Here is a 23,031-nt window from a genome sequence, read left to right as displayed (position 1 = left end):
TTATAAAGCAAGTACATTCATTTACCTGTGCTGTGAAAAATACCTTTTCGAGTATACTATTTTTTCTTTTTTTCTTTTCAGTTCCGGGGGCGATAGATGTTTTGGCCCGGCAAAAGCCGGCATTATCAACTAATAGAGATAGTACTAAGAATGTAAGTGACAGTACGGGAGTGCTTTATCCCATTAAGGACGAACCTTTCCTAAATTTATACCAACGAGATAATGGTATTCATCTTCGTAAGCCCGGGACTATCAAAAGGGAAATAGACTTTGATCCCATTGGTAGGCAATATATCATTCGAGATAATATTGGAAGCAGCATGTACCGTCCGCCACAGTACTTGAGTATTGACGAATATCAGCAATATGAAAACCAATCGTTGAAAGAACGTACTTGGCGAGAGCTGTCGGATGACTTTTCCAGACGTGCGCGGAAAGATGGATGGATTCCTAGTATTCAAGTGAATAGCCCTACTTTCGAGAAGATTTTTGGTGGAAATACGATTAATATTATACCTAGGGGAAGTGTGGATGCTACCATTATGGGACAATATAATAAAAACGATAATCCCATGTTCAATGAGCGCCAACGGAAGCAATTCGGATTTGATTTCGATCAGCGTATCCAGATGAACTTAACCGGTCAGATCGGTGATCGAATGCGCATCATTACCAATTATAATACGGAGGCGCAGTTCGACTTTGAAAATCAGATTAAGTTTGACTACGTGGGAAAAGATGACGCAATCATTCGTCGTATCGAAGTGGGTAATGTAAGTATGCCTTTAAATTCTACATTAATTTCAGGCACACAAGCTCTTTTCGGTGTAAAGACGCAATTGCAATTTGGTAAATTGGGGGTAACGAGTGTCTTTTCACAGCAACGATCGCAAAGCAAGGAGATCACTATTACCAATGGCGCGCAGCAAAATGAGTTTTCGTTGAAAGCTGACGAGTACGAACAGAACAAGCATTACTTCCTTGCGCAGTACTTTCGCGACAATTATAATAGAGCAATGTCCAATGCTCCTTTATTATTAACGAATGTTAATATTACGCAGATCGAAGTTTGGGTTACGAATAGGAGTAACTCGATCGAAAATAGCCGAGATGTATTGGCTTTTATGGACCTAGGAGAAAGTCGCCCCTGGAATCCGATGTTTAATCAGCCGGGAGGTTCTCAGTTACCGGCGGCGGGTGTGGTAGGCGACCCTGCCTTTCCTGAACAGTCGAACCGGCTCTTGCAGATTTTGCAACAGCAATACCCCGATGCCCGCTATAGCTCATCAAATGCTGTTGCCGCCCTTTTCCAAAGTAGTGGAGCTAACGACAACTATGCTCGCCTTTCCAATGCACGGAAATTAACGGAAAAGGAGTATACTGTGAATCGACGGTTGGGATATATTTCCTTAAATACACCATTAAACGCTGATCAGGTACTGGCGGTTGCTTATCGCTATACAGCCAACGGGAGGGAATACCAGGTAGGCGAATTTTCTACGGATATTCCTATTACCCCATCCAATCCACAGGTGCTCTTTACCAAGTTGTTGAAAAATGAAGTATTGAAGCCTAATTTACCTGTTTGGGACCTAATGATGAAAAACATCTACTCGATCGGTGCTTATCGGGTAGGACGAAATAATTTTATTCTGAATGTCTTTAGACTGGAAGACGAAACGGGGGTTGAACGGCCGGTGATGTTTGAAGGGAAAAATACCACCAACAAATTATGGCTGCAGTTGACAGGCTTGGACCGACTTAATCCACAGAATGATCGACAGCCTGACGGGGTTTTTGACTTTTTGGAAGGCCTGACGATCGACCCGGAATATGGAAGGGTTGTATTCCCGGTAGTGGAACCTTTCGGAAAGGATTTGAAGAGCTTATTCGCCCCGGGAGAGGAGCAGTTGGCAGAGCGGTATGCGTTTCAAGAACTCTATGACTCAACCAAGGTGGTTGCACAGCAACTGTTTGCCAACAAAAATAGATACGCAATACGCGGCACCTATGAATCCGAAGCAGGATCGGAGTTCCAGCTAGGAGCGATTAACATCCCCCGAGGGTCGGTACAGGTCTATGCAGGTGGGATTCCCTTGCAAGAAGGGGCAGACTTTACGGTGGATTACGAAATTGGAAGGGTACGCATCTTAAATGAGGCGCTACTAAGATCCGGGCAGGCCATTCGAATAAAGATGGAAAACAATGAACTCTTTGGCTTACAACAACGGACCTTATTTGGGTCCCGATTAGATTATATGGTGAACGACCAGCTTCAACTGGGCGGTACCATTATGAATTTATCGGAACGACCACTAACGCAAAAAGTCAATTTAGCGCAAGAACCAATCTCCAATACCATTTGGGGATTTGATGTGAACTATAACGCTCCTTCTCGATGGCTTACGCGTATGGTGGATAAAATTCCATTTATTAATACACGTGAGGAATCTACTATTTCCTTCTATGGCGAATTTGCTAATCTGATACCGGGACATTCGAAGGCAACCAATATCGCCGGATCCAGAAATGGCGCCAGCTATATTGATGATTTTGAAAACAGTCGGTCTATAATTGATTTAAAAGGCGCCTATAGCTGGCAAATTTCGGGTACGCCTCAATTGTTTCCCGAGTCACAGCTATCTAATGATTTACGCTATGGCTACAACAGGGCCCGACTAGCCTTCTATAATATTGATCCGGTTTTTTATCGGAATGATAATAGTCTTACACCTGCGAATATTAGGGGCAATTTAACGGAATTGTCGAACCACTACGTACGGGAGGTATTGGAACAGGAGGTGTTTCCGAATAAGCAAACGGTTACCGGACAGCCTTTGTTCATGTCTACACTTGACCTCAGTTTTTATCCTACAATAAGAGGCCCTTATAACTATACGCTTTCAGGTGTAAACAGTGATGGTACCTTAACCAATCCCAAATCCCGCTGGGGAGGTATGTTCCGACAAATTCAAACGCCTGATTTTGAAGCACAAAATATCGAATTTATCGAGCTTTGGATGATGGATCCGTTCATTTATAAACCACAGGATGAGGGTGGGGATCTTTATTTCAACTTGGGAAATATCTCGGAAGATATCTTAAAAGACGGGCGTCGGGCCGTGGAAAACGCACTGCCTACGAATGGCAATTATGCAGAAATGGACCTAACCAATTGGGGAAGAGTTCCTAAACTGCAACCCATGGTGCAGGCCTTCGCGAATAATCCCGATCAACGCGCATTACAGGATGTCGGCTTAGATGCCTTGAACGATGCCGACGAACGAAATCATTTTTCGAACTTTCTGTCGCAAGCTAGTGCAACGTTAAACCCGCAACCTTTACAGGAGTTAAATAACGACCCCTCAAGCGATAACTTCAGCTATTTTAGAAGTGCCGAATTGGATGCGCAGAATGCCGGTATTCTAAAACGGTATGAGCGATTTAACGGGACGGAGGGTAATAGCAAAACTGCGGAGCAGGCCGGAGCAGGAGATGGAGTCAATACGTCGGCATCTACCTTATTACCCGATGGGGAGGATGTCAATCGGGATAATACCATGAACCAGATCGACGAGTATTATCAGTACCGTGTTTCTGTTCGTCCGCAGGATATGATGGTGGGTAAGAACTTTATTGTGGATATGATTGATGCACCCGTTACCTTGGCCAATGGTAAGAAGGAAAATGTGAAATGGTATCAACTACGCATTCCAATTACGCAATACGAATCCAAGGCAGGCGATCCCCAAGACTTTAAGTCTATTCGCTTTATACGGATGTTCATGACAAATTTCGCGGATACGTCTATCCTAAGAATGGCGAGATTACAATTGGTAAGGGGCGAATGGCGGCGATTCAATTCGGAACGATCGCCTACAAAAGTCATTGCAGATCCAACTTTAAATAATCCGGGTTTAGACAATTCTACCATTGAAGTAGCGGCGGTTAGTATTGAAGAAAACGGGAACAGGCAACCGATTCCGTACGTAGTTCCTCCGGGCATCGAACGACAGATCGATTATGGCAATTATAACACAAATGTACAATTGAATGAGCAGGCTTTGTCGGTCACCGTCAACCGGTTGCGAGATGGTTATGGACAAGCGGCCTATCGTACTTCCACCAATGACTTTCGAGCTTACAAACGCTTGCAGATGTTTGTTCACGCGGAAGGCGATGAGTTGCGAAGTGGAGATTTACATGGTTTTATAAGGGTGGGAACCGATGGCATCGAAAACTATTATGAGTACGAAATGCCACTCGAAGTAACGACGCCGGGAAGCCGGGATCCAGACGCCATTTGGCCGTCAAGTAATCGTATGAATGTCGAAATTAAACTATTCCAGGAGGCAAAAGAAGCAAGAAATAAAGCTACCCTACCCGATGGTAGTCCTTGGCCGATCAATGTGCCCTATAGCTTTGTGGATGGCACAAATACCGTGACGATTAAAGGACAACCGGACATCAGTAAAATCAGATTCTATATGCTGGGTGTCAAAAATCCGTTGAAAGGACAAAATAATGCAAATGATGACGGGATGGAGAAATCAGGTGTTATTTGGTTCAATGAATTACGTTTGACCGATTATGAGGATAAGGGGGGATGGGCCGCAACAGCTCGCTTAAATGCTAAATTGGCCGATTTCGCAGATGTGACGGTTTCTGGAAGTAAGAGTACCATTGGCTTTGGTGCAATCGACGCGCGAATCAATGAGCGAAATCGGACGGAAGATCGATTTTTTGACTTTACAAGTAGTGTGGAGCTAGGTAAGTTCTTCCCCGAACGCACGGGCATTAGAATTCCTTTTTACTTTAATTATTCAAGTCAGGTGCGTACCCCACAATACAATCCCTTAATGCCGGACATTGAAATGAAATCGGCACTGGATGGACTGAATGATAATCAAAAAGATTCCCTTCTGCGCCTGACGCAGGATTATACGACGCGCAAAAGTATCAGCTTCATGAACGTGCGGAAGTTGCGTATGGATAACGAAAAACCGGTACGTTTGTGGGATATCGAGAACTTTAGCGTCTCCTATGCTTTCTCACAGTTTTACCATCGTGATTATTTGACAGAGAAATCCGTTCAAAACAATTATCGCGCTTCACTATCTTACGATTATGTGCAAAATAAAGATAAGTACATAGAACCGCTGAAGAAATTATTTAAAGGAAGATATACTCGTCTATTAAGTGATCTGAACTTTAATTTGATGCCTTCTTTTATTAATTTTCGGATTGATGTACAAAGACTTTACACCGAGAACACACTTCGTACCGGCAGTTCACCGGATAACTACCTGCCTGCCGGTAATATAGGTACCCTCTATAATAAGAATTTTACGATGACGCGGCTATATGGTATCAGCTGGAATCTTACTCGCTCACTAAAGCTGGATTTTAATGCTACTAACTATTCTATTATAGATGAACCGCAGGGACGTTTGGATGGCTTAAAGCGGGATACTTTATGGGAAAACTTCTGGAAGTTGGGGAGAACGACTGACTATAACCATATGATGAATTTAACCTATAATGTGCCGCTGGATAAAATTCCGGGACTTGATTGGATCAATGTAGCCGCTCGTTATGGAAGTCAGTTCGCTTGGCAGACCCAACCCTTATTGGCAATCAACGACCCGAACCTGAATATCGGAAATACGATTCAGAACTCGCGGACCTTGCAACTAAATCCGCGGTTCAATCTTTTGGGGCTCTTTAATAAATTCCCCTTCTTTAGGGATGCGCGAAATGGACGAAGTCCGAACAAAGGAACTGAAATCCTGGCAAACTTTGTTTCCGGCATTAAGGATATTAACGCTGCTTACACCAGGGTTGATGGAACGTTTTTACCCGGATATCTCGGGAAAACAAATATCCTGGGTTTGGACTTCGATATGAATGCCCCAGGCTTCGGATTCATATTTGGTGGACAAGGGGATATATTAGGAAAAGCGATTGCCAATGGATGGTTGAGTACCGATAGCCTGCAGACGCAACTTTATGCGAAGTCTTTACGCGAGGATTTGAGTATCCGCGCTACACTGGAGCCCTTTAAGGATCTACGGATCGACTTGACAGCTACGCGGATTGAAAATAGAAATTTTACCACGCAAGTGCTCTTTAACGAAGATACGCAAGGATTTGAGCGGGTAACACCGGTTACAGCAGGGGATTACAGCATATCGTATCTCTCTTTGAAAACGGCCTTTTCGAACAAAGATGAGCTTTTCAGAACTTTTGAAAGAAACAGAGGGACAATCTCACGAAGATTGGGACAATTAAATCCCAATTCGGAAGGAACGATCGGCGATTTTGCTGATGGATATGGAAATACGGCACAAGACGTAGTAGTTGGCGCTTTTCTGGCGGCTTATACAGGCAAAAGCCCGGAGAAGCAGAGCTTAGGTGTGTTCCCGCGTATACCGATACCTAACTGGCGTATTATGTATAATGGATTGGCGAAATATCCTTTCTTTAGCGATTATTTATCCTCGTTGGAACTGGTACATGGTTATCGAACACTCTATAATATTAATGGTTACACCACACTTATTCGATATGGTGAAACGAATGGCGCGTCTTCGGTGAGAGATGTCAATGGAAACTTTTTGCCACAATATCAATTCTCACAAATTACTTTACAAGAGCAATTTTTACCCCTGATTGGCTTCAACGCTCGTTTCAAGAATAACCTAACAGCCAATGCGGAATATAGGAAGGCTCGGACTTTAAGTCTTAGCCTACAGAACAGTCAATTGGCACAGCTACTGGATGAAGGCTTCATTTTGGGGGCAGGCTATCGTGTTGCTAATTTTAGATTTCCCTTTGGTTGGTTTGCAGATAGAAAAGTTTCAAACGATTTGACCTTTAAACTGGATGTGGCTATCAATGATATGAAAACCTTGGTATACCGGTCCGATTCCGAGTTTTCTGAAATGGCCTCAGGAAATAAAAATATTACTTACCGACCGTCTATCGATTATATGTTCAATAATCGTTTTAATATCCGAATGTTCTTCGATAGCAATGCAGTGAAGCCTTATACTTCGCAAACCTATGCAACGGCCTATAGCAACTTCGGATTCAATTTGAGGATATTATTGCAGTAAGGAGTAGTTAATAGGGAAATAGTTGAGTAGGGAAATAGTTGAGTTGTTGAGACGTTAATTGGTCAATGTGATAACCGAACAAAGTGAGCTCATGAACACCTTAATAATAAAAACAGATAGTGAATAATTAGCCGATGAGCCAATGTGATGATGAGAGGCTAGCGCAACTGAAAGCTGATAGCTGATTACCGAAAGCTCGTTGATTATTCGTAAGTGTTTGCTTTTTCGGCACTCATGAGCTTCCTACGGTCAGTTAGCCGATGTGATAATGAGCCAATTGGCCAATGCGATAACGAGAAGGGCCGGTGCGACTGAAAGCTGATTACTGACAGCTGGTGAATGAGCCAATGTGATAATGGTTACCACATTAGCAGAAGCCCCTACTTAAAACCTATAACTTAGAACTTATAACCGGCTAGGGTAATTCGGTACGCCTACAGCTTAGAGCCTATAGCTTACGGCTTTATAGTAGCAGAAGCCCCTACTTAAAACCTATAACCTATAACCTATAACTTAGAACTTATAACCAAATAGCCGAAAGCTGATAGCTAAAAACTAATAGCTAAAAATCACTATTTCCTACTAACAAGTTCCCCGTCCCCGCTCAGGGGCTAAAGCATAGAGCCACGCAATGAAAATTGCATTTGAAAGCAATTTTATCTAAGTTTGGCAAAAAAACAACATGAATATACCGGTCTTCTTAACGAAGAAGGGTTACTAAAGCACTAAACAAAATAATAATGAATTTTCCAGCTGAATTAAAGTACACGAAAGACCACGAATGGATCCGTGTAGAGGGCGATGAAGCAACCATAGGAATTACTGAATTTGCTCAGCGTGAATTAGGCGATATCGTTTTTGTAGACATCAATACGGTGGGTGATGAGGTGGCTGTTAATGACGTATTTGGTACGGTGGAAGCAGTAAAAACCGTTTCTGATTTGTACATGCCGGTGACATCAACTGTGTTAAGTGTAAATGAAGCGTTGGATGGGTCGCCGGAATTGGTAAACAATGACCCTTATGGTGACGGTTGGATTATTAAAGTGAAAATCAGTAATAGTGCAGAGCTGGACGGATTACTTTCTGCTGAAGCATATCAAGCATTGGTAGGAGCTTAATACGCTGCTTTACCGAATTCGATTTTGTCATTAATATTACGTATTACGAGACAAGTGAAAGCGATAGATTGCTTCTTTTAATAGTAGTCTATCGCTTTAATTTTTTACTATTGGTTTATTTCTTGATCATTTTATAGAATGATACTTTTATTCTCCCCCTGCGCTAAGCTATGAAGCATTTTATATGGGCCATCTTGTGGGCCGTAGTTGTATTGTTACTTACTTGTTTGCCAATGGATAACACGACAGAAAAAGTACCGCACTTTGAAGGAATGGACAAATTGGTACATACTGGATTTTTCTTTGTTTTTTCGGTTTTGCTCTGTTTAGGTTACGCAAGAAAAAAGAAAACTCATCAGCCTCAATTCGGTATTTTTTTGAAAGCGCTCATTTTTTCGGCAATATTTGCTTTACTTACAGAATTTTTACAGTATCAGTTCTTTACCTATCGTAGCGGTGATTGGTGGGATGTTTTTGCCGACATGACTGGTACGGGTATGGGATTGTTTTCGTATCTCGTGTTGCATAGAAGCTATAGGGCAGCAAAAATATAACGCGAAAAGTTAAAACAAGAAGTGTCTGAGTTTTTTTAACATAGAATGGAAATTTATATGAACAATAGGTATATCCTTTTCTTTTTAGTTGGCTTATGTCTCTTGCTTAGTTCTTGCGGACTTTTCAAAAAAGGATGTAATTGCCCGCCAATTAGTAAACACTATAGAACCGTGAACCGATAGCTATGAGTTTATGAAGCGCTGATTTAGTCGTGAATTTGTAAGAAGCTAATATCTTTTTTTGAATCATTCTAAATAAAGCTTACCTTTGGATTTGTTTGCGATAAGGCTCCCTGCCTTTTTTGGGTCGTCACTGTCGACGGATTGGAAAGGCACCTAGGGAAATGTCGCATTTCACGATGTCGGATGTTGAATCTGTATTCATAAGCCTTTAGGTTTTGAATATAGCCTTGCCTACCGGCAGGTCGGCCGTCGACTAGAGATAAAAAATATTTACGGATGAAACTGACAGCATTAAAAATCGGAAGTTCCGGTATTATTAAAGATTTTACTGACCTAAACCTTTCCGTAAAGCTTATGGAAATGGGATGTTTACCGGGAGAACGGATTACTTTTGAACGGGTGGCTCCTTTGGGAGATCCCATTGCGGTGTCTATTGCCGGTTATCAGCTTAGTTTGCGAAAGGAAGAAGCGGCAACTATTATTGTTGAGGGATTGTAAAATATAGATAGATAAGTACAGATATTCATGAGAGTAGCGTTAGTAGGGAATCCGAATACGGGTAAATCAACTTTGTTTAATAGTCTGACCGGACTCAATCAAAAAGTTGGGAACTTTCCAGGTATTACCGTTGATAAAAAAACAGGAACCACTAAACTTCCAAACGGAAAGCATGTGGAAATCATCGATTTGCCGGGTTGTTATAGCCTTTATCCTAAAAGTCGGGATGAGGCAATTGTGCTGGAAGTATTGACGAATCCCAAAAATGCTTCTCATCCGGATCTGATCGTGGTGGTGGTGGACGCTACCAATCTTAAACGGAATCTGTTGTTGTTTACGCAAGTTGCGGATCTTAAAATTCCGATTATTTTGGCGCTGAATATGTCGGATGCCGCTCGGAAAGAAAAAATCCTGATCGATGTAGATAAAATGTCTCAAAAGTTGGGCGTACAAGTGGTGCCTATCAGTGCCCGAAAAAATGAGAATATAGAATTATTAAAGCAGGCTATTGCAGACGCACCCGGCATTGCGCTGCAAAAGCAAAGTATTGAGGTTTGTGAAATTGCTCCGGCACTGATCTCGCAGATAAAGCAGGATATTCGTATAAAGGAAGATTATGTAGCGCTTTTACTTGCTCATCAACATGAGATACTCGATTATCTTACCGAAGAAGAGAGCAACCATATCGAATCGCTGGAACAGGCAAACGCATTCCAGCCTCAACATTCGCAAACCAAAGAAACGATTGCTCGATATGATTTTATTAGCACGGTTTTACAGGAATCGGTAAAGCAAATGCCTAAGAATATAGCGGAAACACCGACAGGTAAAATCGATCGTATTTTGACGCATCGGGTTTGGGGTTTTGTCTCTTTCCTGGCTATTCTTTTACTCATCTTTCAAGCGATATTTGCCTGGGCCGAGTATCCTATGGGTTTAATAGAAAGTTTTTTTGCCTGGCTGGATGAAATAGGAAGACAGTATATCCCCGAAGGAGTTTTAGCTGATCTCTTATTGGACGGCATCTTAGCAGGGCTGGGCGGGGTATTGGTGTTCATCCCGCAGATTGCCATTCTCTTTGGTTTTATTGCCATTTTGGAGGACACGGGTTATATGGCCAGAATCACCTTCTTGATGGATAAGATTATGCGAAAAGTTGGGTTGAACGGAAAGTCGGTCGTGCCAATGATCGGCGGTTTAGCCTGTGCCGTACCGTCTATTATGGCGACGAGAAATATTGAAAGCTGGAAAGATCGGATTATTACCATAATGGTAACGCCTCTCATTAGCTGTGCGGCACGTTTACCGGTATATACTTTACTAATTTCTTTGGTTGTGCCAAACGATAAGATTTGGGGTTTCTTTAATCTGCAAGGCTTGGCCCTGATGGGCATGTATTTAATAGGTACGATAGGAGCCATTGTAGTTGCCTGGGTTATGAAAAAAGTCATCAAAACCAAGGAGAAATCCTATTTTATCCTGGAATTGCCTGTGTATCGGGCACCGCGGTGGAAAAATGTCTTCTTAACTATGTACGAGAAAGTGAAGACTTTTGTTTTGCAGGTAGGGAAGGTAATTATTGCCATGTCCATTGTTTTGTGGGTGCTAGCAACTTACGGTCCTCCGGGACGAATGGAGGCTATCGAAGAAAAATATCAAACTGAAGATTACGTAAACAACTACTCGGAAGAGGAACGGCAATTTTTGGAATCAGCAGAGAAGCTGGAGAATTCGTACGTTGGTATCTTGGGAAAGACGATTGAACCGGCTATAAGACCCTTGGGTTTCGACTGGAAAATTGGTATAGCGCTGATTACTTCTTTTGCTGCACGTGAAGTTTTTGTGGGAACGATGGCTACCATTTATAGTGTAGAAGAACCTGAAGACGATACCTCAACAATTCGACAAAAGATGCTCAGCTCAAAGGATAGTATAACAGGGGAACCGATTTATACGGTAGCTTCGGCTTTTTCTCTTATGATATTTTATGCTTTTGCCATGCAATGTATCAGTACCATCGCGGTGGTACATCGGGAAACTAAAAGTTGGAAGTGGCCAATTATCCAGTTGACCTACATGACGGCTTTGGCTTATTTTTCCTCTCTATTGGTGTTCCAATTGTTAAAATAGACAAAAGTGTCTTCGTGTCAAGTCGAGCTTATCCGGAGCGAGATAGTTAAAATTGATTAAGAAAAACGTTCGTTTATTACAGGCATTATTCCAATGTAAATATTAGGTGTTCCGGAACTTGCCGTGAAAGCCTTGTTTATTCTGAATATCTTGCTATTTTTAGCGTCGTATTTAAAATGATTGAAAAAACAAGGTTAGCATTAGAAAAATATGTTCCGAAGCAGGCTGCCCCAATAATTGCCCGTTGGATTCATCAAGCACCCTGCCTTTTTAAGATCAGCAAAAGCCGGACATCTAAGTTTGGTGATTACAGATCGCCGTACAAAGACAAAGGACATCGTATCTCGGTCAACCATAACCTGAACCCCTATGCTTTTTTGGTAACAACAGTGCATGAATTCGCGCATCTGAAAACTTGGAATGAACACAGAACAAAGGCAAAACCTCATGGTATAGAATGGAAACAGAATTTTAAATTATTAATGAAACCTTTTTTTGAAATGGAGGTGTTCCCAGATGATGTGAGACAAGCGGTATTAAGTTACTTGGCAAATCCGGCTGCTTCCAGTTGCTCTGATCTAACGTTATATCGTATATTGAAACAATATGATCAGCCTAAAAATGGGCATGTTAGGGTGGAAGAACTAGCATTGGGTAGTGCTTTTGCACTTCCCAATGGACGAATCTTTAAAAAAGGGGAAAAAAATCGAACCCGTTTTCGATGCGAAGAAATAGCGACCGGCAAAATTTATTTATTTAGTCCCGTAGCTGAAGTGTTCAAGCTGTAAGCTTTAGCTTTAGGTCGTTAATAAGTGAACTTGTTACCCCAGCCAGTTATAAGTTTTAAGTTTTAAGTAAGAGCTTCTGCTACTATAAGGCCGTAAGCTATAGGCCCTAGGCTATAGGCGTACCGAATTACCCTAGCCGGTTATAAGTTTTAAGTTATAGGTTTTAAGTAAGAGCCGTCATTGCATTGGACAACTAGCCAGCTATCAGAAATCAGCTTTCAGTCGCACCGGCCCTTCTCGTTATCGCATTGGCCAATTAGCTCATCGGCTAACCGACCGTAGGGAGCTCATGAGTGCCGAAAAAGCAAGCACTTACGAATAATTGTCACATTGGCTCATCGGCTAATTGTCACACTGGCTAATTGGCTAATTATCACATCGGCTAACCGACCGTAGGAAGCTCATGAGTGCCGAAAAAGCAAACACTTACGAATAATTGGCTAATCACATTGGCTATTCACGATTTTCCTACTTAACAACTTAACTACTCCCTATTAACTGCTCCCTAATAAAGCTCCTTCATTAACTTTTCAAATGCCTCTTTTAATTCTTCAAGTTCTTGTTCTACCTTGGCTAAGCGAGCTTCCAACACGCCTGTATCTTGGATGTTTATAGCAGACACTTCATTGAATTCACTGCTTTCAAAATCAGGCATGCCACCAAAAAGATGCATATAACGAACCTCTTTTTGTCCGGGTCTCTTGGGAACTTGAATAATCATGGCAGGCAGTTCCGCTTCTTGGCTTAACTTATCTAGATACTCCTGAATTTCTGCCAATGATTCAAATTCGTAAAGCCGGCCGGAATTACTGTTGATCTCGCCAACGGTTAGCGGACCTCTTAAAAGCAGAAGACATAAAATAGCTACTTCGGCGGGTATAATCGGATATAGAACACTTAAGGTATGTCTGTATTTAATGGTGCGGCTGGTGCCTCCGGTAGCCGTAGCAACTAAACCTTTCTTCCGCAAAGAATCCAATGCCGTTATAACGGTGTCGTCGTCATATTGCACGACAGGCTTCCGCGATGATTTTTGATTGCAAGCCGCTGTCAAACTGTTTAATGTTAGCGGATAATATTCGGGTGTCGTTTTGCTTTTTTCCATTAAAGAACCCAATACCCGCTGTTCTTCATTAGTTAATATAGGTAAGGTAATCTGTTGTTCCATGGCTAAAGATAGGAAAATTACCTAACTTTGTGCAACACATACAGGTTATGGATTTAACGAAGAAATTAACGCTCCCCGGAAAATATTGTGAATCGTTGACGCATTATAAGCGTTGGCTTACACGAGAGGTACAAATCGGCGATGTTCCGATGGGAGGTACGCATCCAATCCGCATTCAAAGTATGACAACGGTGGATACGATGGATACCAAGGGCTCTGTTGAACAGACGTTACGAATGGTGGAGGCTGGTTGCGAGTATGTGCGGATCACGGCTCCCAGTATCAAGGAAGCGCAAAACTTAGCTGAGATAAAAAAAGAGCTACTCAAAAGAGGGTGCAAAGTCCCACTGGTCGCTGACATTCATTTTACGCCAAATGCGGCAGAAGTAGCAGCGCGTATTGTTGAAAAGGTACGAGTGAACCCCGGAAATTATGCTGATAAGAAGAAATTTGACCAGCTGACTTATACCGATGCAGCCTATCAGGCAGAGCTAGAGAGAATCTATACCAAGTTTGCTCCTTTGGTAAAAATCTGTAAGGAGTATGGTACCGCCATGAGAATCGGTACAAATCACGGTTCTTTATCGGATCGAATCATGAGTCATTATGGCGATACGCCCGAAGGTATGGTGGAGTCTGCACTCGAGTTTATCCGCATCTGTGAAGATCTTCATTATTACAACCTCGTCATTTCAATGAAATCAAGTAATCCGCAGGTGATGGTACAAGCATATCGTTTGCTCGTGGAAAAGATGGTGGCCGAAGGGATGAACTATCCCTTACATTTAGGTGTCACAGAAGCGGGCGATGGAGAGGATGGGAGAATCAAATCGGCCGTAGGGATCGGTACCTTATTGGAAGATGGACTTGGAGACACGGTGAGGGTATCGTTAACAGAAGAGCCGGAATTGGAGGCACCGGTGGCTAGAGCATTAGTAAACCGTTACGTAAAACGTGCAGAACAAGTGTTGGAGATCAATTATTCACAAGAAATTGTAACTAATTCGAAACTTATCGTAGAGAACTTGGGCAGCCGACATGAAACGAAAGAGGTGAATGCCTTTATCGGCGGATCAATGGTCCCCCGTGTGGTGGCTGACTTATCTAACAAGCGATTGATAGACCCTATGGTATTAAAGGATATCGGATATATATACGACCCCCTGTTGGATAAATATCATATGGGTGATCAATCCGTTGATTTTGTTTTTTTTGGTGATAATTTGCCCTCCTTTACCATGCCGGGAAACTTAAAACAGGTTTACAACTTTGCCACCTGGTTGGGTTTAACGAATAAAGAGAATGCGCATCCATTATATACACTCCATGATTATATAAATGCTAGTGAACGTGATACCAATCTTAATTTGGTGCGCATTTTTCACGATGACTTAGAAAGCGAAGCGTTCGAAAATTTACCGATGGATCAAACCCTGGTTTTTGTTTTGGAGACAAGACAGCTGCATGGTATGGCCGATCAACGGGAATTTTTTGTAAAGCTAAGGAGTTGGGGACTGGAGATGCCGGTTATTGTGAAGCGATCTTATGATCCGGTAGAATTTAGCGGACCGGTAGGCGATATGATGAGTCCTGAAGAACCTATTTCTAAACTGCAATTATATGCTGCAACTGATTTAGGAGGGCTCTTGATAGATGGAATGGGCAATGGTATATGGATTGATGCAGCTTCCATTCCAACCGATAAGCTTGCATCCGCGTCGTTTGCTATCTTGCAGGCAACGCGTTCGAGAATTTCAAAAACTGAATATATTTCCTGTCCAAGTTGTGGTCGCACTTTATTCGATTTACAGGAAACCACGCAAATGATCAGGAGCCGAACGAATCATCTGAAAGGATTAAAGATAGCCATTATGGGCTGTATTGTAAATGGTCCGGGTGAAATGGCCGATGCAGACTACGGTTATGTGGGTGCAGGGCCTGATAGGGTGACACTCTATCGGGGAAAAGAGGTTGTGAAGAAAAACGTGCAGTCTGCAGATGCTTTGAATGAGCTGATAGAAATTATCCGAGCTGACGGCAATTGGGTTGAATTTGCTTAATTTTAATCGTCTATTATACACTCAAAACTATCGCTGCCCAAACTAATAAGCCAATGTGTTGTTATTACTAGATCTTACTAACAACCTTAAATTTTTTATCATGGCAAAAAAAGTGGCAGATCAGCTAGTTGAAACCCTTTGGGACGCAGGAGTTAAACGTATTTATGCAGTTACGGGCGACAGCCTAAATGAGGTAAATGATGCCGTACGAAGAAACGGCAAGATGCAATGGGTACATGTTCGCCACGAAGAAGCAGGAGCATATGCCGCAGCTGCGGAAGCTGAGTTGAATGGTGTCGCTTGTTGCGCGGGCAGCAGCGGTCCTGGACATGTACATCTCATCAATGGCCTATATGATGCCAATCGATCCGGGGCTCCTGTATTAGCGATTGCGTCAACCATGCATACCGACGAAATGGGCTCTGATTACTTTCAGGAAACAAATACAATTAAGCTATTCGACGATTGCAGTGTTTACAATCAGATAGCTACGACGCCGAAACAATTTCCGAGAATGCTTCAGGCAGCCTTACAACATGCCTATAGTAAAAAAGGTGTGGCGGTTATTGGTATGCCTGGTGATGTAGCCATGGAAGATGCTGCTGATATATTGACGGAAACTAGCTTGCTAAAACAGAGGCCCGTAGTACGTCCAAATGACGAAGAATTACAAAGTCTCGCGCAATTGTTGAATCAACATCAACGGATTACCCTTTTTTGTGGTATTGGTTGTAAAGAAGCCCATGACGAGGTAGTGGCTTTAGCAAAGAAATTAAATGCACCAGTTGGTTATTCGTTTCGAGGTAAGATGTATGTGCAATACGACAATCCGAATGAAGTCGGAATGACCGGACTTTTGGGGTTGCCGTCGGCCTACCATGCCATGCACGAATCAGATCTGCTTGTATTATTGGGAACTGATTTTCCGTATAAAGACTTTATGCCGGAAAGCTGCGGTATTATTCAAATTGATGAAAAGCCGGAACGGCTGGGACGTAGGGCTAAGCTCAAAATGGGACTAATGGGCGATATTAAACATACCTTGCAAGCACTGTTGCCACTGTTGGACCAAAATCAAGATGATAGTTTTTTACGAGCGCAATTGAAGCTTTATGAAAAAGTAAAAGAGACGCAGCAGACTTATGTGAACGACAGAGGGAAAAAGGATAATATATCACCCGAATATTTAGCTCATACGATTGATAAGTTAGCCACAGATGATGCAATATTCACGGTTGACACCGGCATGAGCTGTGTTTGGGGAGCACGATTTATACAAGCTACCGCTAACCGGGAATTACTTGGTTCATTTAATCACGGTTCGATGGCCAATGCTATGCCGCAGGCTATTGGTGCCGCCTTTGCCCGGCCTAATCAACAGGTGATCGCATTTTGTGGTGACGGCGGACTATCAATGTTATTAGGTGATTTAGCTACGATTGTTCAGTATAATCTTCCAATAAAAGTAATTGTGTTCGACAATCGTTCACTGGGTATGGTAAAGTTGGAAATGGAAGTGGCTGGCTTGCCCGATTGGCAAACGGATATGTACAATCCGGATTTTGCAACGGTTGCCATGGCGATGGGTATGAAGGGAATATGCATCGATGAACCGGATAAGGTAGAGCAGGGCATTAAGGCGGCGTTGGCTTATCAAGGACCCGTATTGGTGCACGCAAAAACGAATCCGAACTCATTGGCAATGCCGCCGAAGATAGAATTCTCTCAGATGAAGGGTTATGCCATTACAATGGGAAAAATGATACTCAATGGACGAATGGATGAAGTGCTTGATACCGTTAAGAGCAATTATAAGCATTTGAAGGAGCTTTATTAGGGAGCAGTTAATGGGGAATAGTTAAATAGGGAGTAGTTAAGTTGTTAAGTAGGAAAATCGTGAATAGCTAGTGTGATAACCGAACGAAGTCAGTTCATTAAAGCCTTGAAAGTAATTAGACAGTGAATAATAAGCCAATGTGATAATAGTTGCAGTAACACAGGCAGTAGCAGCGGTACGCCTACAGCTTAGAGCTTATAGCTTACGGCCTTATAGTAGCAGAAGCCCTACTTAAAACCTATAACTTAAAACTTATAACCAGCTAGGGTAATTCGGTACGCCTACAGCTTAGAGCTTATAGCTTACGGCCTTATAGTAGCAGAAGCTCTTACTTAAAACCTATAACTTAAAACTTATAACCGGCTAGGGTAATTCGGTACGCCTACAGCTTAGGGCCTATAGCTTACGGCCTTATAGTAGCAGAAGCCCTACTTAAAACCTATAACTTAAAACTTATAACCGGCTAGGGTAATTCGGTACGCCTACAGCTTAGCGCTTATAGCTTACCGCCTTATACCGGTATCTGCAACTCATAACCACGCTCAGCTCTACAGAATAAGTAGTTATTAGAATCATTCAAAATAAGTTTATTTTCCATTTAGTATTTTCATGCTTAATCATTAAGTTTGCATTTATTACAATTAGTGCAAATTTTGTCTTGAGTTTTTACATCATATATATTCTGGTTGCCATTCTGTTGTTTACTTTCTTAGCTGGGTTTACGCTTTTTGCCGTGTATGCCGAGCGCAAAGTAGCAGGCTTTGTGCAAGATCGACTGGGTCCTATGGAAACCGGTAAATTTGGCAGCTTGCAGACGATTGCCGATATTCTTAAACTTTTGCAAAAGGAGTTTATAACACCTGCTAGCGGCGATAAGGTGTTGTTTGCAGCTGCTCCGGTTATTGTATTCGTTGCGGTATACCTAGGTTTCGCAGCTATGCCTTGGGCGCCAAATGTGGCACCGGCAGCACTCAATTTGGGATTGTTTTATGTAATTGCGATCATATCAGTAGAGGCTATTGGGGTGCTGATGGCGGGATGGGGTTCTAATAACAAGTTTTCTTTATTGGGATCGCTCCGCGCAGTTGCACAGATCGTTTCTTATGAAATACCGGCGGGTTTAGCCTTAATTGCTGCAGTCATGATAACGCAGACACTGGATATGCAGGAGATGACCATTAATCAAGGAATATTAACAAATGAACGTCTACTTTTCCTTGGTTTTTGGGATGTAAGTGAAATAGGTGGTTTTTTTGCGTGGAATATCTTTCAAGCACCTCATCTAATATTAGCTTACATCATTTATTTTGTCGCTTCGTTGGCTGAGTGTAATCGGGCCCCTTTCGATATTCCGGAAGCGGAATCGGAACTGGTATCGGGTTACCATACGGAATATGGAGGCTTACGCTTTGCCTTCTTCTTTCTGGCCGAATATTGTTTGATGTTTTTGGTATCCATGATTGGCGTAGTGCTTTTTTTGGGCGGATGGAACACACCACTGCCAAATATAGGAGCCTTGAAATTGGCAGCTTGGACAACGGGAATAGTATGGGGGATTGTTTGGGTGTTACTGAAAACCTTAACAATTGTTGGCATTCAGATTTTAATTAGATGGACGCTCCCCCGATTACGTGTGGATCAATTGATGAGTTTATCTTGGAAGGTATTAACACCGTTGGCCTTTTTATGTATGGCAATATCCGGTATCTGGCGAATTTTGGTTATGGTCGGTTAGTAGTTAAGTGGTTGAGTAGAGTTTTATTAGTATTGAATGATGCCTGCCTGCCGGTAGGCAGGAATTATAAATGATGAACGATGAATATGGTTGAATAGTTGATTAGTCGATTTGAGAATTAGCCGATTATTCGTAAGTGTTTGCTTTTTTCAGTACTCATGAGCTCCCTACGGTCGGTTAGTCAATGTGATAATGGAGTTTGTGTAGCTTAAAGCTTATTCATATGGCCTATAGCCTTATAAATTGCCAATTCCGTGATAGGAGAAGAGCTTGTGCGACTGAAAGCCAATAGCTGAAATGAGTGAATGATGAACGAACAGCTTAAAGCTTAGTGCTTATAGCTTACAGCTAAGAAGAAATATGTTAAAAAGAACTTTACATGCGTTTGGAACAGCACTTAAGGGGTTAAGTATTACTCTTAAGCATTTTTTTGCTGCGCGCAAGGCACGTAAAGAATTGGATATCAAACAGGAAAATTATTTTGAAAAACAAGAAGGGGTTACCACTATTCAATACCCTAAACAGGAAATACCGATACCGGAAGTTGCCCGATACCAATTAGATGTTGAGATTGATGATTGCATTGTCTGTGACCTTTGTGCCAAAGCTTGTCCGGTAGACTGCATCAGCATCGAAGCGATTAAGGCGACAGAGGCCATCGGAAAGACTTCTGACGGAAGTGTGAAGCGCTTATATGCGGCTAAATTCGATATTGATATGGCCAAGTGCATGTATTGTGGTTTGTGCACCGTCGTGTGTCCAACAGAATGTATCACCATGACTGATAATTACGATCGGAGCTTTTCAAATTTATCGGACCTAATTTATCAGTTTTCGGAGATGACGGACGAAGAAATCGAAGAAAAGCGGGCCGAATTGGCGCGTTTTCAAGCTGAAAAGGAGGCGGCAAAACGGAAGTCATGAATATAAATCTACTTCTATTCTATGTGTTGGCTTTCACTGCCGTAGGATCTGCTATACTGATTGTTTCGATGAAGAATCTAGTACGAAGCCTGTTTCTTTTTTTTGTAACCCTGTTTGCCGTTGCGGGACTTTACGTGTTTGCGCTTGCTGATTTTGTGGCTGTTACACAGGTAATCGTGTATGTTGGCGGCGTACTGGTATTGATGCTCTTTGCTTTTATGCTATCAAATAAAGTGCTGTTAAATGATTTGCAGTCAGGGTTTAAGGGGGTATTTTCCATACCTTCCTGGCAGGCTGGAATGGTTTCTCTTGCGCTGTTTACAGTTCTGTTGACAGTAGTATGGCAAGTGGCGACTAACCAACCGCAATGGATAACGGATGCGAAGGAAAAGCAACTGCTAATACAACATCATGACAATACAATACATCATTTAGGAATCAATCTTATGACTCGCTTCATATTACCTTTTGAAGTAGTTTCGATATTTTTAATGATGGCATTAATGGGCGCTGCTCACCTGGCGAGGAAGGAGAAGCGACTACAGTGATAAGCCTAAGCCATTTTCTAATCGTCAGTGCCTTATTGTTTTCCACCGGAATGTATGCTGTTCTCGCAAAGAAGAATGCTATCTTGGTATTGGTTGGTATCGAATTGATGATCAATGCCGCGGTATTGAATTTAGTGGCATTTGGAAGGTATGATGGTACATTTTATGGGGGGCAAACTTTTGCTTTATTTGCCATTGTTTTGGCTGCTGCTGCCGTGGCTGTCGCGCTGGCTATTATATTGAACGTATATAAACACTATAAAAGCATTAACCCTGACGATATTAACGATTTAAAAGATTAATGGAGCAACTAAATCAGCTATCGATACCTGTTTTGGCGGCACTGATTGTGCTGTTAGCTCCGCTCTTTTCTTTTTTTGTTTCGGCTATTCCCGGCAAGCGGCTGCGAACCGGAGTGCCTGCTACCGTGGCTATCTCCGTCAGCTTGGTAGCCGCTGTTTTTGTATTTGTTAGGGTTTGGAATAGGGAACAAGTCCATGAACAGCTTTCTTGGTTTCAAATTGGCAACAATACTTTTAGCGCAGGTATACTGTTAAATAACTTATCGGCCATCATGTTGTTGCTGGTTTGTGTTATTGCACTGCCGGTTCATATATATTCTATGAAGTATATGAAAGGTGACCCTGGTATTCATCGGTATTGGCTGTACTTAAGCCTCTTTTGCTTTGCCATGTTAGGACTGGTGATGGCGGATAGCTTGCTACTGATGTACATAGGATGGGAATTGGTTGGCTTTGCCTCATACTTGTTAATTGGTTTTTGGTTTACGAAACCGGCTGCCATTAAGGCTAATAAGAAGGCCTTTCTCATTAATAGGATTGGTGATTTAGGTTTTCTAGTAGGCATAGCGATTATTTATACCCAATTTCAAACACTGGATTTAGTCGCTCTTTTTGGAGATCGAGGAATGGTCAGGGAAGCTTTAAACAATGGGCTCCAATGGACATATGACGAACATACCATGCCAGCTATCTGGTTGACGGTCGCAGGAGGAGCGTTTTTTCTTGGAGCAATGGCTAAATCGGCCCAATTTCCATTTCATATTTGGTTGCCGGATGCCATGGAGGGCCCTACCTCCGTTTCTTCCCTAATCCATGCGGCTACCATGGTTGCTGCGGGTGTTTTCATGCTGGTGCGAATAGCTCCCCTTTTCGACGATCAAGTGCTTTTGCTGATTGGCTCGGTTGGTGCTTTTACTGCGCTAATGGCGGCCACAATTGCGTTGACCCAGCAGGACATAAAAAAAATCCTGGCTTTCTCAACCATATCACAACTTGGTTTTATGATGGTGGCCATTGGTATTGGTCAATTTGGCGTCGCTATCTTTCATCTTGTGACACACGCTTTTTTTAAGTGCTTACTTTTCCTTTCTGCAGGGGCAGTCATACATGAGATGCAACATTTGAAGGCAAAACATAACCTTACGATAGATCCACAGGATATTCGGAATATGGGCGGATTAAAGAAATATATGCCGCAGACTTTTCGATTGACCTTGGTAGCTGCGCTTGCTTTGGCAGGTCTACCTTTGACGGCAGGTTATCTATCAAAAGACGCTATCCTGATATTTTCTTTTGAGTGGTCTGAGTGGCAAGTTGCTTGGTGGAAGCTGATACCAATATCGTTGTTAATTACCAGTGCGCTAACTGCTTTCTATATCGCTAGGTTGGTTTTCAAGGTCTTTTACGGTGAGCTGCGGCTTGAAGAAAATAATAAAAATGTATACCAGCCTCATGAAGCGCCTAAGATTATGCTGTTTCCTATGTTGTTTCTGGGCTTGTGTTCGCTATTTCCACTGTTTTCATACAATCCGTTAATTTTTGAAGATACTTGGCTGATCAAAGGTTTTGAGTTGCCGGAAACGTTGGAAAGAGTCAATATATATCATACAGTAATTCCTGCAGCAGTTAACGGGCTGGCTATTGTAATGATTTTCATAGCTTGGAGGTGGTATGCAAAAGGAAGATATCCAAAAGTAGGTCTTCAGGGGCCTTTGTACCGGTTTTTCTTTTCTCAATGGTATCTAAATCTAATCTATGAAAAAGGATTGGTGAAACCCCTGCTTGGTCTTTCAAAGATTTTATATGCGATAGATCGTGTCGTAATTGACGGCGTTGTAGGAGCGGCTACAGGCTTTATACGTTCGCTTGCCAATTTTGCACAATGGCTTGATCGCTACTTCGTGGACGCTATTGTTAATGGTTTGGGAAAAGGCGCTTTTTTAATGGGAGGAGTATTACGTGGCTCCAGAAAGGGGAAAATACAATACTATATATTTAGTATGTTTTTAGTTTTATTAATTGTGTTATTTGTTGGATTAAAAGTTTTTAATCCTTAACCTGAAAA

General features: G+C 42.2%; 14 protein-coding genes. 13 read left to right on the top strand and 1 reads right to left on the bottom strand.

What is annotated here, in order from left to right:
• Positions 1-32: 32 nt before the first annotated feature.
• The 6 genes from sov to M1D52_RS20105 all read left to right on the top strand — a co-directional run bounded on the left by sov (position 33) and on the right by M1D52_RS20105 (position 12,392).
• Positions 33-7,118 carry a T9SS outer membrane translocon Sov/SprA gene (gene sov / locus M1D52_RS20130; RefSeq protein ID WP_437393169.1) on the top strand — a complete coding sequence of 2,362 codons (7,086 nt, stop codon included), beginning with the start codon at positions 33-35 and terminating at the stop codon, positions 7,116-7,118.
• 740 nt (positions 7,119-7,858) lie between these two features.
• Positions 7,859-8,239, top strand: coding sequence for a glycine cleavage system protein GcvH (gene gcvH, locus M1D52_RS20125; protein WP_437393170.1), 381 nt, complete (start codon positions 7,859-7,861; stop codon positions 8,237-8,239).
• A 170-nt stretch (positions 8,240-8,409) separates the two neighbouring features.
• Positions 8,410-8,793, top strand: coding sequence for a VanZ family protein (locus M1D52_RS20120; RefSeq protein ID WP_013665475.1), 384 nt, complete (start codon positions 8,410-8,412; stop codon positions 8,791-8,793).
• 459 nt (positions 8,794-9,252) lie between these two features.
• The gene (locus M1D52_RS20115) at positions 9,253-9,474 is read left to right on the top strand and encodes a FeoA family protein (RefSeq protein ID WP_013665476.1); all 222 of its coding nucleotides are present in this window, start codon (positions 9,253-9,255) and stop codon (positions 9,472-9,474) included.
• Positions 9,475-9,501: 27 nt separating this feature from the next.
• Positions 9,502-11,604 (top strand): ferrous iron transport protein B, encoded by a 2,103-nt coding sequence (gene feoB, locus M1D52_RS20110; protein ID WP_013665477.1) that lies wholly within the window; start codon positions 9,502-9,504, stop codon positions 11,602-11,604.
• Between the two features lie 176 nt (positions 11,605-11,780).
• Positions 11,781-12,392, top strand: a complete 612-nt coding sequence (locus tag M1D52_RS20105; protein WP_437393171.1) for a sprT domain-containing protein — start codon at positions 11,781-11,783, stop codon at positions 12,390-12,392.
• Between the two features lie 505 nt (positions 12,393-12,897).
• Here M1D52_RS20105 and M1D52_RS20100 read toward each other — a convergent pair.
• Positions 12,898-13,560 carry a YceH family protein gene (locus M1D52_RS20100; protein WP_437393172.1) on the bottom strand — a complete coding sequence of 221 codons (663 nt, stop codon included), beginning with the start codon at positions 13,558-13,560 and terminating at the stop codon, positions 12,898-12,900.
• Positions 13,561-13,607: 47 nt separating this feature from the next.
• Between M1D52_RS20100 and ispG the strand changes: the two genes are divergently transcribed.
• The 7 genes from ispG (at position 13,608) to nuoL (ending at position 23,023) form a co-directional block, all read left to right on the top strand.
• Positions 13,608-15,620, top strand: a complete 2,013-nt coding sequence (gene ispG / locus M1D52_RS20095) for a (E)-4-hydroxy-3-methylbut-2-enyl-diphosphate synthase (RefSeq protein ID WP_207303758.1) — start codon at positions 13,608-13,610, stop codon at positions 15,618-15,620.
• A 100-nt stretch (positions 15,621-15,720) separates the two neighbouring features.
• A complete protein-coding gene (locus M1D52_RS20090; protein WP_437393173.1) occupies positions 15,721-17,457 on the top strand; it encodes a thiamine pyrophosphate-dependent enzyme in 1,737 nt (578 codons plus the stop codon).
• 640 nt (positions 17,458-18,097) lie between these two features.
• Entirely contained in the window at positions 18,098-19,192 is a 1,095-nt protein-coding gene (nuoH, locus tag M1D52_RS20085) for an NADH-quinone oxidoreductase subunit NuoH (protein ID WP_130856369.1), read from the top strand.
• Between the two features lie 360 nt (positions 19,193-19,552).
• Complete coding sequence (locus M1D52_RS20080) at positions 19,553-20,116, top strand: 4Fe-4S binding protein (protein WP_013665484.1); 564 nt, start codon at positions 19,553-19,555, stop codon at positions 20,114-20,116.
• Positions 20,113-20,664: an NADH-quinone oxidoreductase subunit J family protein gene (locus tag M1D52_RS20075; RefSeq protein WP_013665485.1), complete on the top strand. Its 552-nt coding sequence runs from the start codon at positions 20,113-20,115 to the stop codon at positions 20,662-20,664. The genes M1D52_RS20080 and M1D52_RS20075 overlap by 4 nt, the downstream gene beginning before the upstream one ends.
• Positions 20,661-20,966 carry an NADH-quinone oxidoreductase subunit NuoK gene (gene nuoK / locus M1D52_RS20070; protein WP_013665486.1) on the top strand — a complete coding sequence of 102 codons (306 nt, stop codon included), beginning with the start codon at positions 20,661-20,663 and terminating at the stop codon, positions 20,964-20,966. The genes M1D52_RS20075 and nuoK overlap by 4 nt, the downstream gene beginning before the upstream one ends.
• Positions 20,966-23,023: an NADH-quinone oxidoreductase subunit L gene (gene nuoL / locus M1D52_RS20065; protein WP_437393174.1), complete on the top strand. Its 2,058-nt coding sequence runs from the start codon at positions 20,966-20,968 to the stop codon at positions 23,021-23,023. Before nuoK ends, nuoL begins: the two co-directional genes overlap by 1 nt.
• Positions 23,024-23,031 lie beyond the last annotated feature (8 nt).

The sequence above is a fragment of the Olivibacter sp. SA151 genome, from assembly GCF_054130995.1.
This window is presented reverse-complemented; position numbering and strand designations above follow the sequence as displayed.

What these genes read in the sequence shown, in the direction of transcription:
- gcvH (WP_437393170.1), top strand. Translation starts at nt 7,859, where the DNA reads ATGAATTTTCCAGCTGAATTAAAGTACACGAAAGACCACGAATGGATC.
- M1D52_RS20120 (WP_013665475.1), top strand. Translation starts at nt 8,410, where the DNA reads ATGAAGCATTTTATATGGGCCATCTTGTGGGCCGTAGTTGTATTGTTA.
- M1D52_RS20115 (WP_013665476.1), top strand. Translation starts at nt 9,253, where the DNA reads ATGAAACTGACAGCATTAAAAATCGGAAGTTCCGGTATTATTAAAGAT.
- feoB (WP_013665477.1), top strand. Translation starts at nt 9,502, where the DNA reads ATGAGAGTAGCGTTAGTAGGGAATCCGAATACGGGTAAATCAACTTTG.
- M1D52_RS20105 (WP_437393171.1), top strand. Translation starts at nt 11,781, where the DNA reads ATGATTGAAAAAACAAGGTTAGCATTAGAAAAATATGTTCCGAAGCAG.
- M1D52_RS20100 (WP_437393172.1), bottom strand. Translation starts at nt 13,560, where the DNA reads ATGGAACAACAGATTACCTTACCTATATTAACTAATGAAGAACAGCGG.
- ispG (WP_207303758.1), top strand. Translation starts at nt 13,608, where the DNA reads ATGGATTTAACGAAGAAATTAACGCTCCCCGGAAAATATTGTGAATCG.
- M1D52_RS20090 (WP_437393173.1), top strand. Translation starts at nt 15,721, where the DNA reads ATGGCAAAAAAAGTGGCAGATCAGCTAGTTGAAACCCTTTGGGACGCA.
- M1D52_RS20080 (WP_013665484.1), top strand. Translation starts at nt 19,553, where the DNA reads ATGTTAAAAAGAACTTTACATGCGTTTGGAACAGCACTTAAGGGGTTA.
- M1D52_RS20075 (WP_013665485.1), top strand. Translation starts at nt 20,113, where the DNA reads ATGAATATAAATCTACTTCTATTCTATGTGTTGGCTTTCACTGCCGTA.
- nuoL (WP_437393174.1), top strand. Translation starts at nt 20,966, where the DNA reads ATGGAGCAACTAAATCAGCTATCGATACCTGTTTTGGCGGCACTGATT.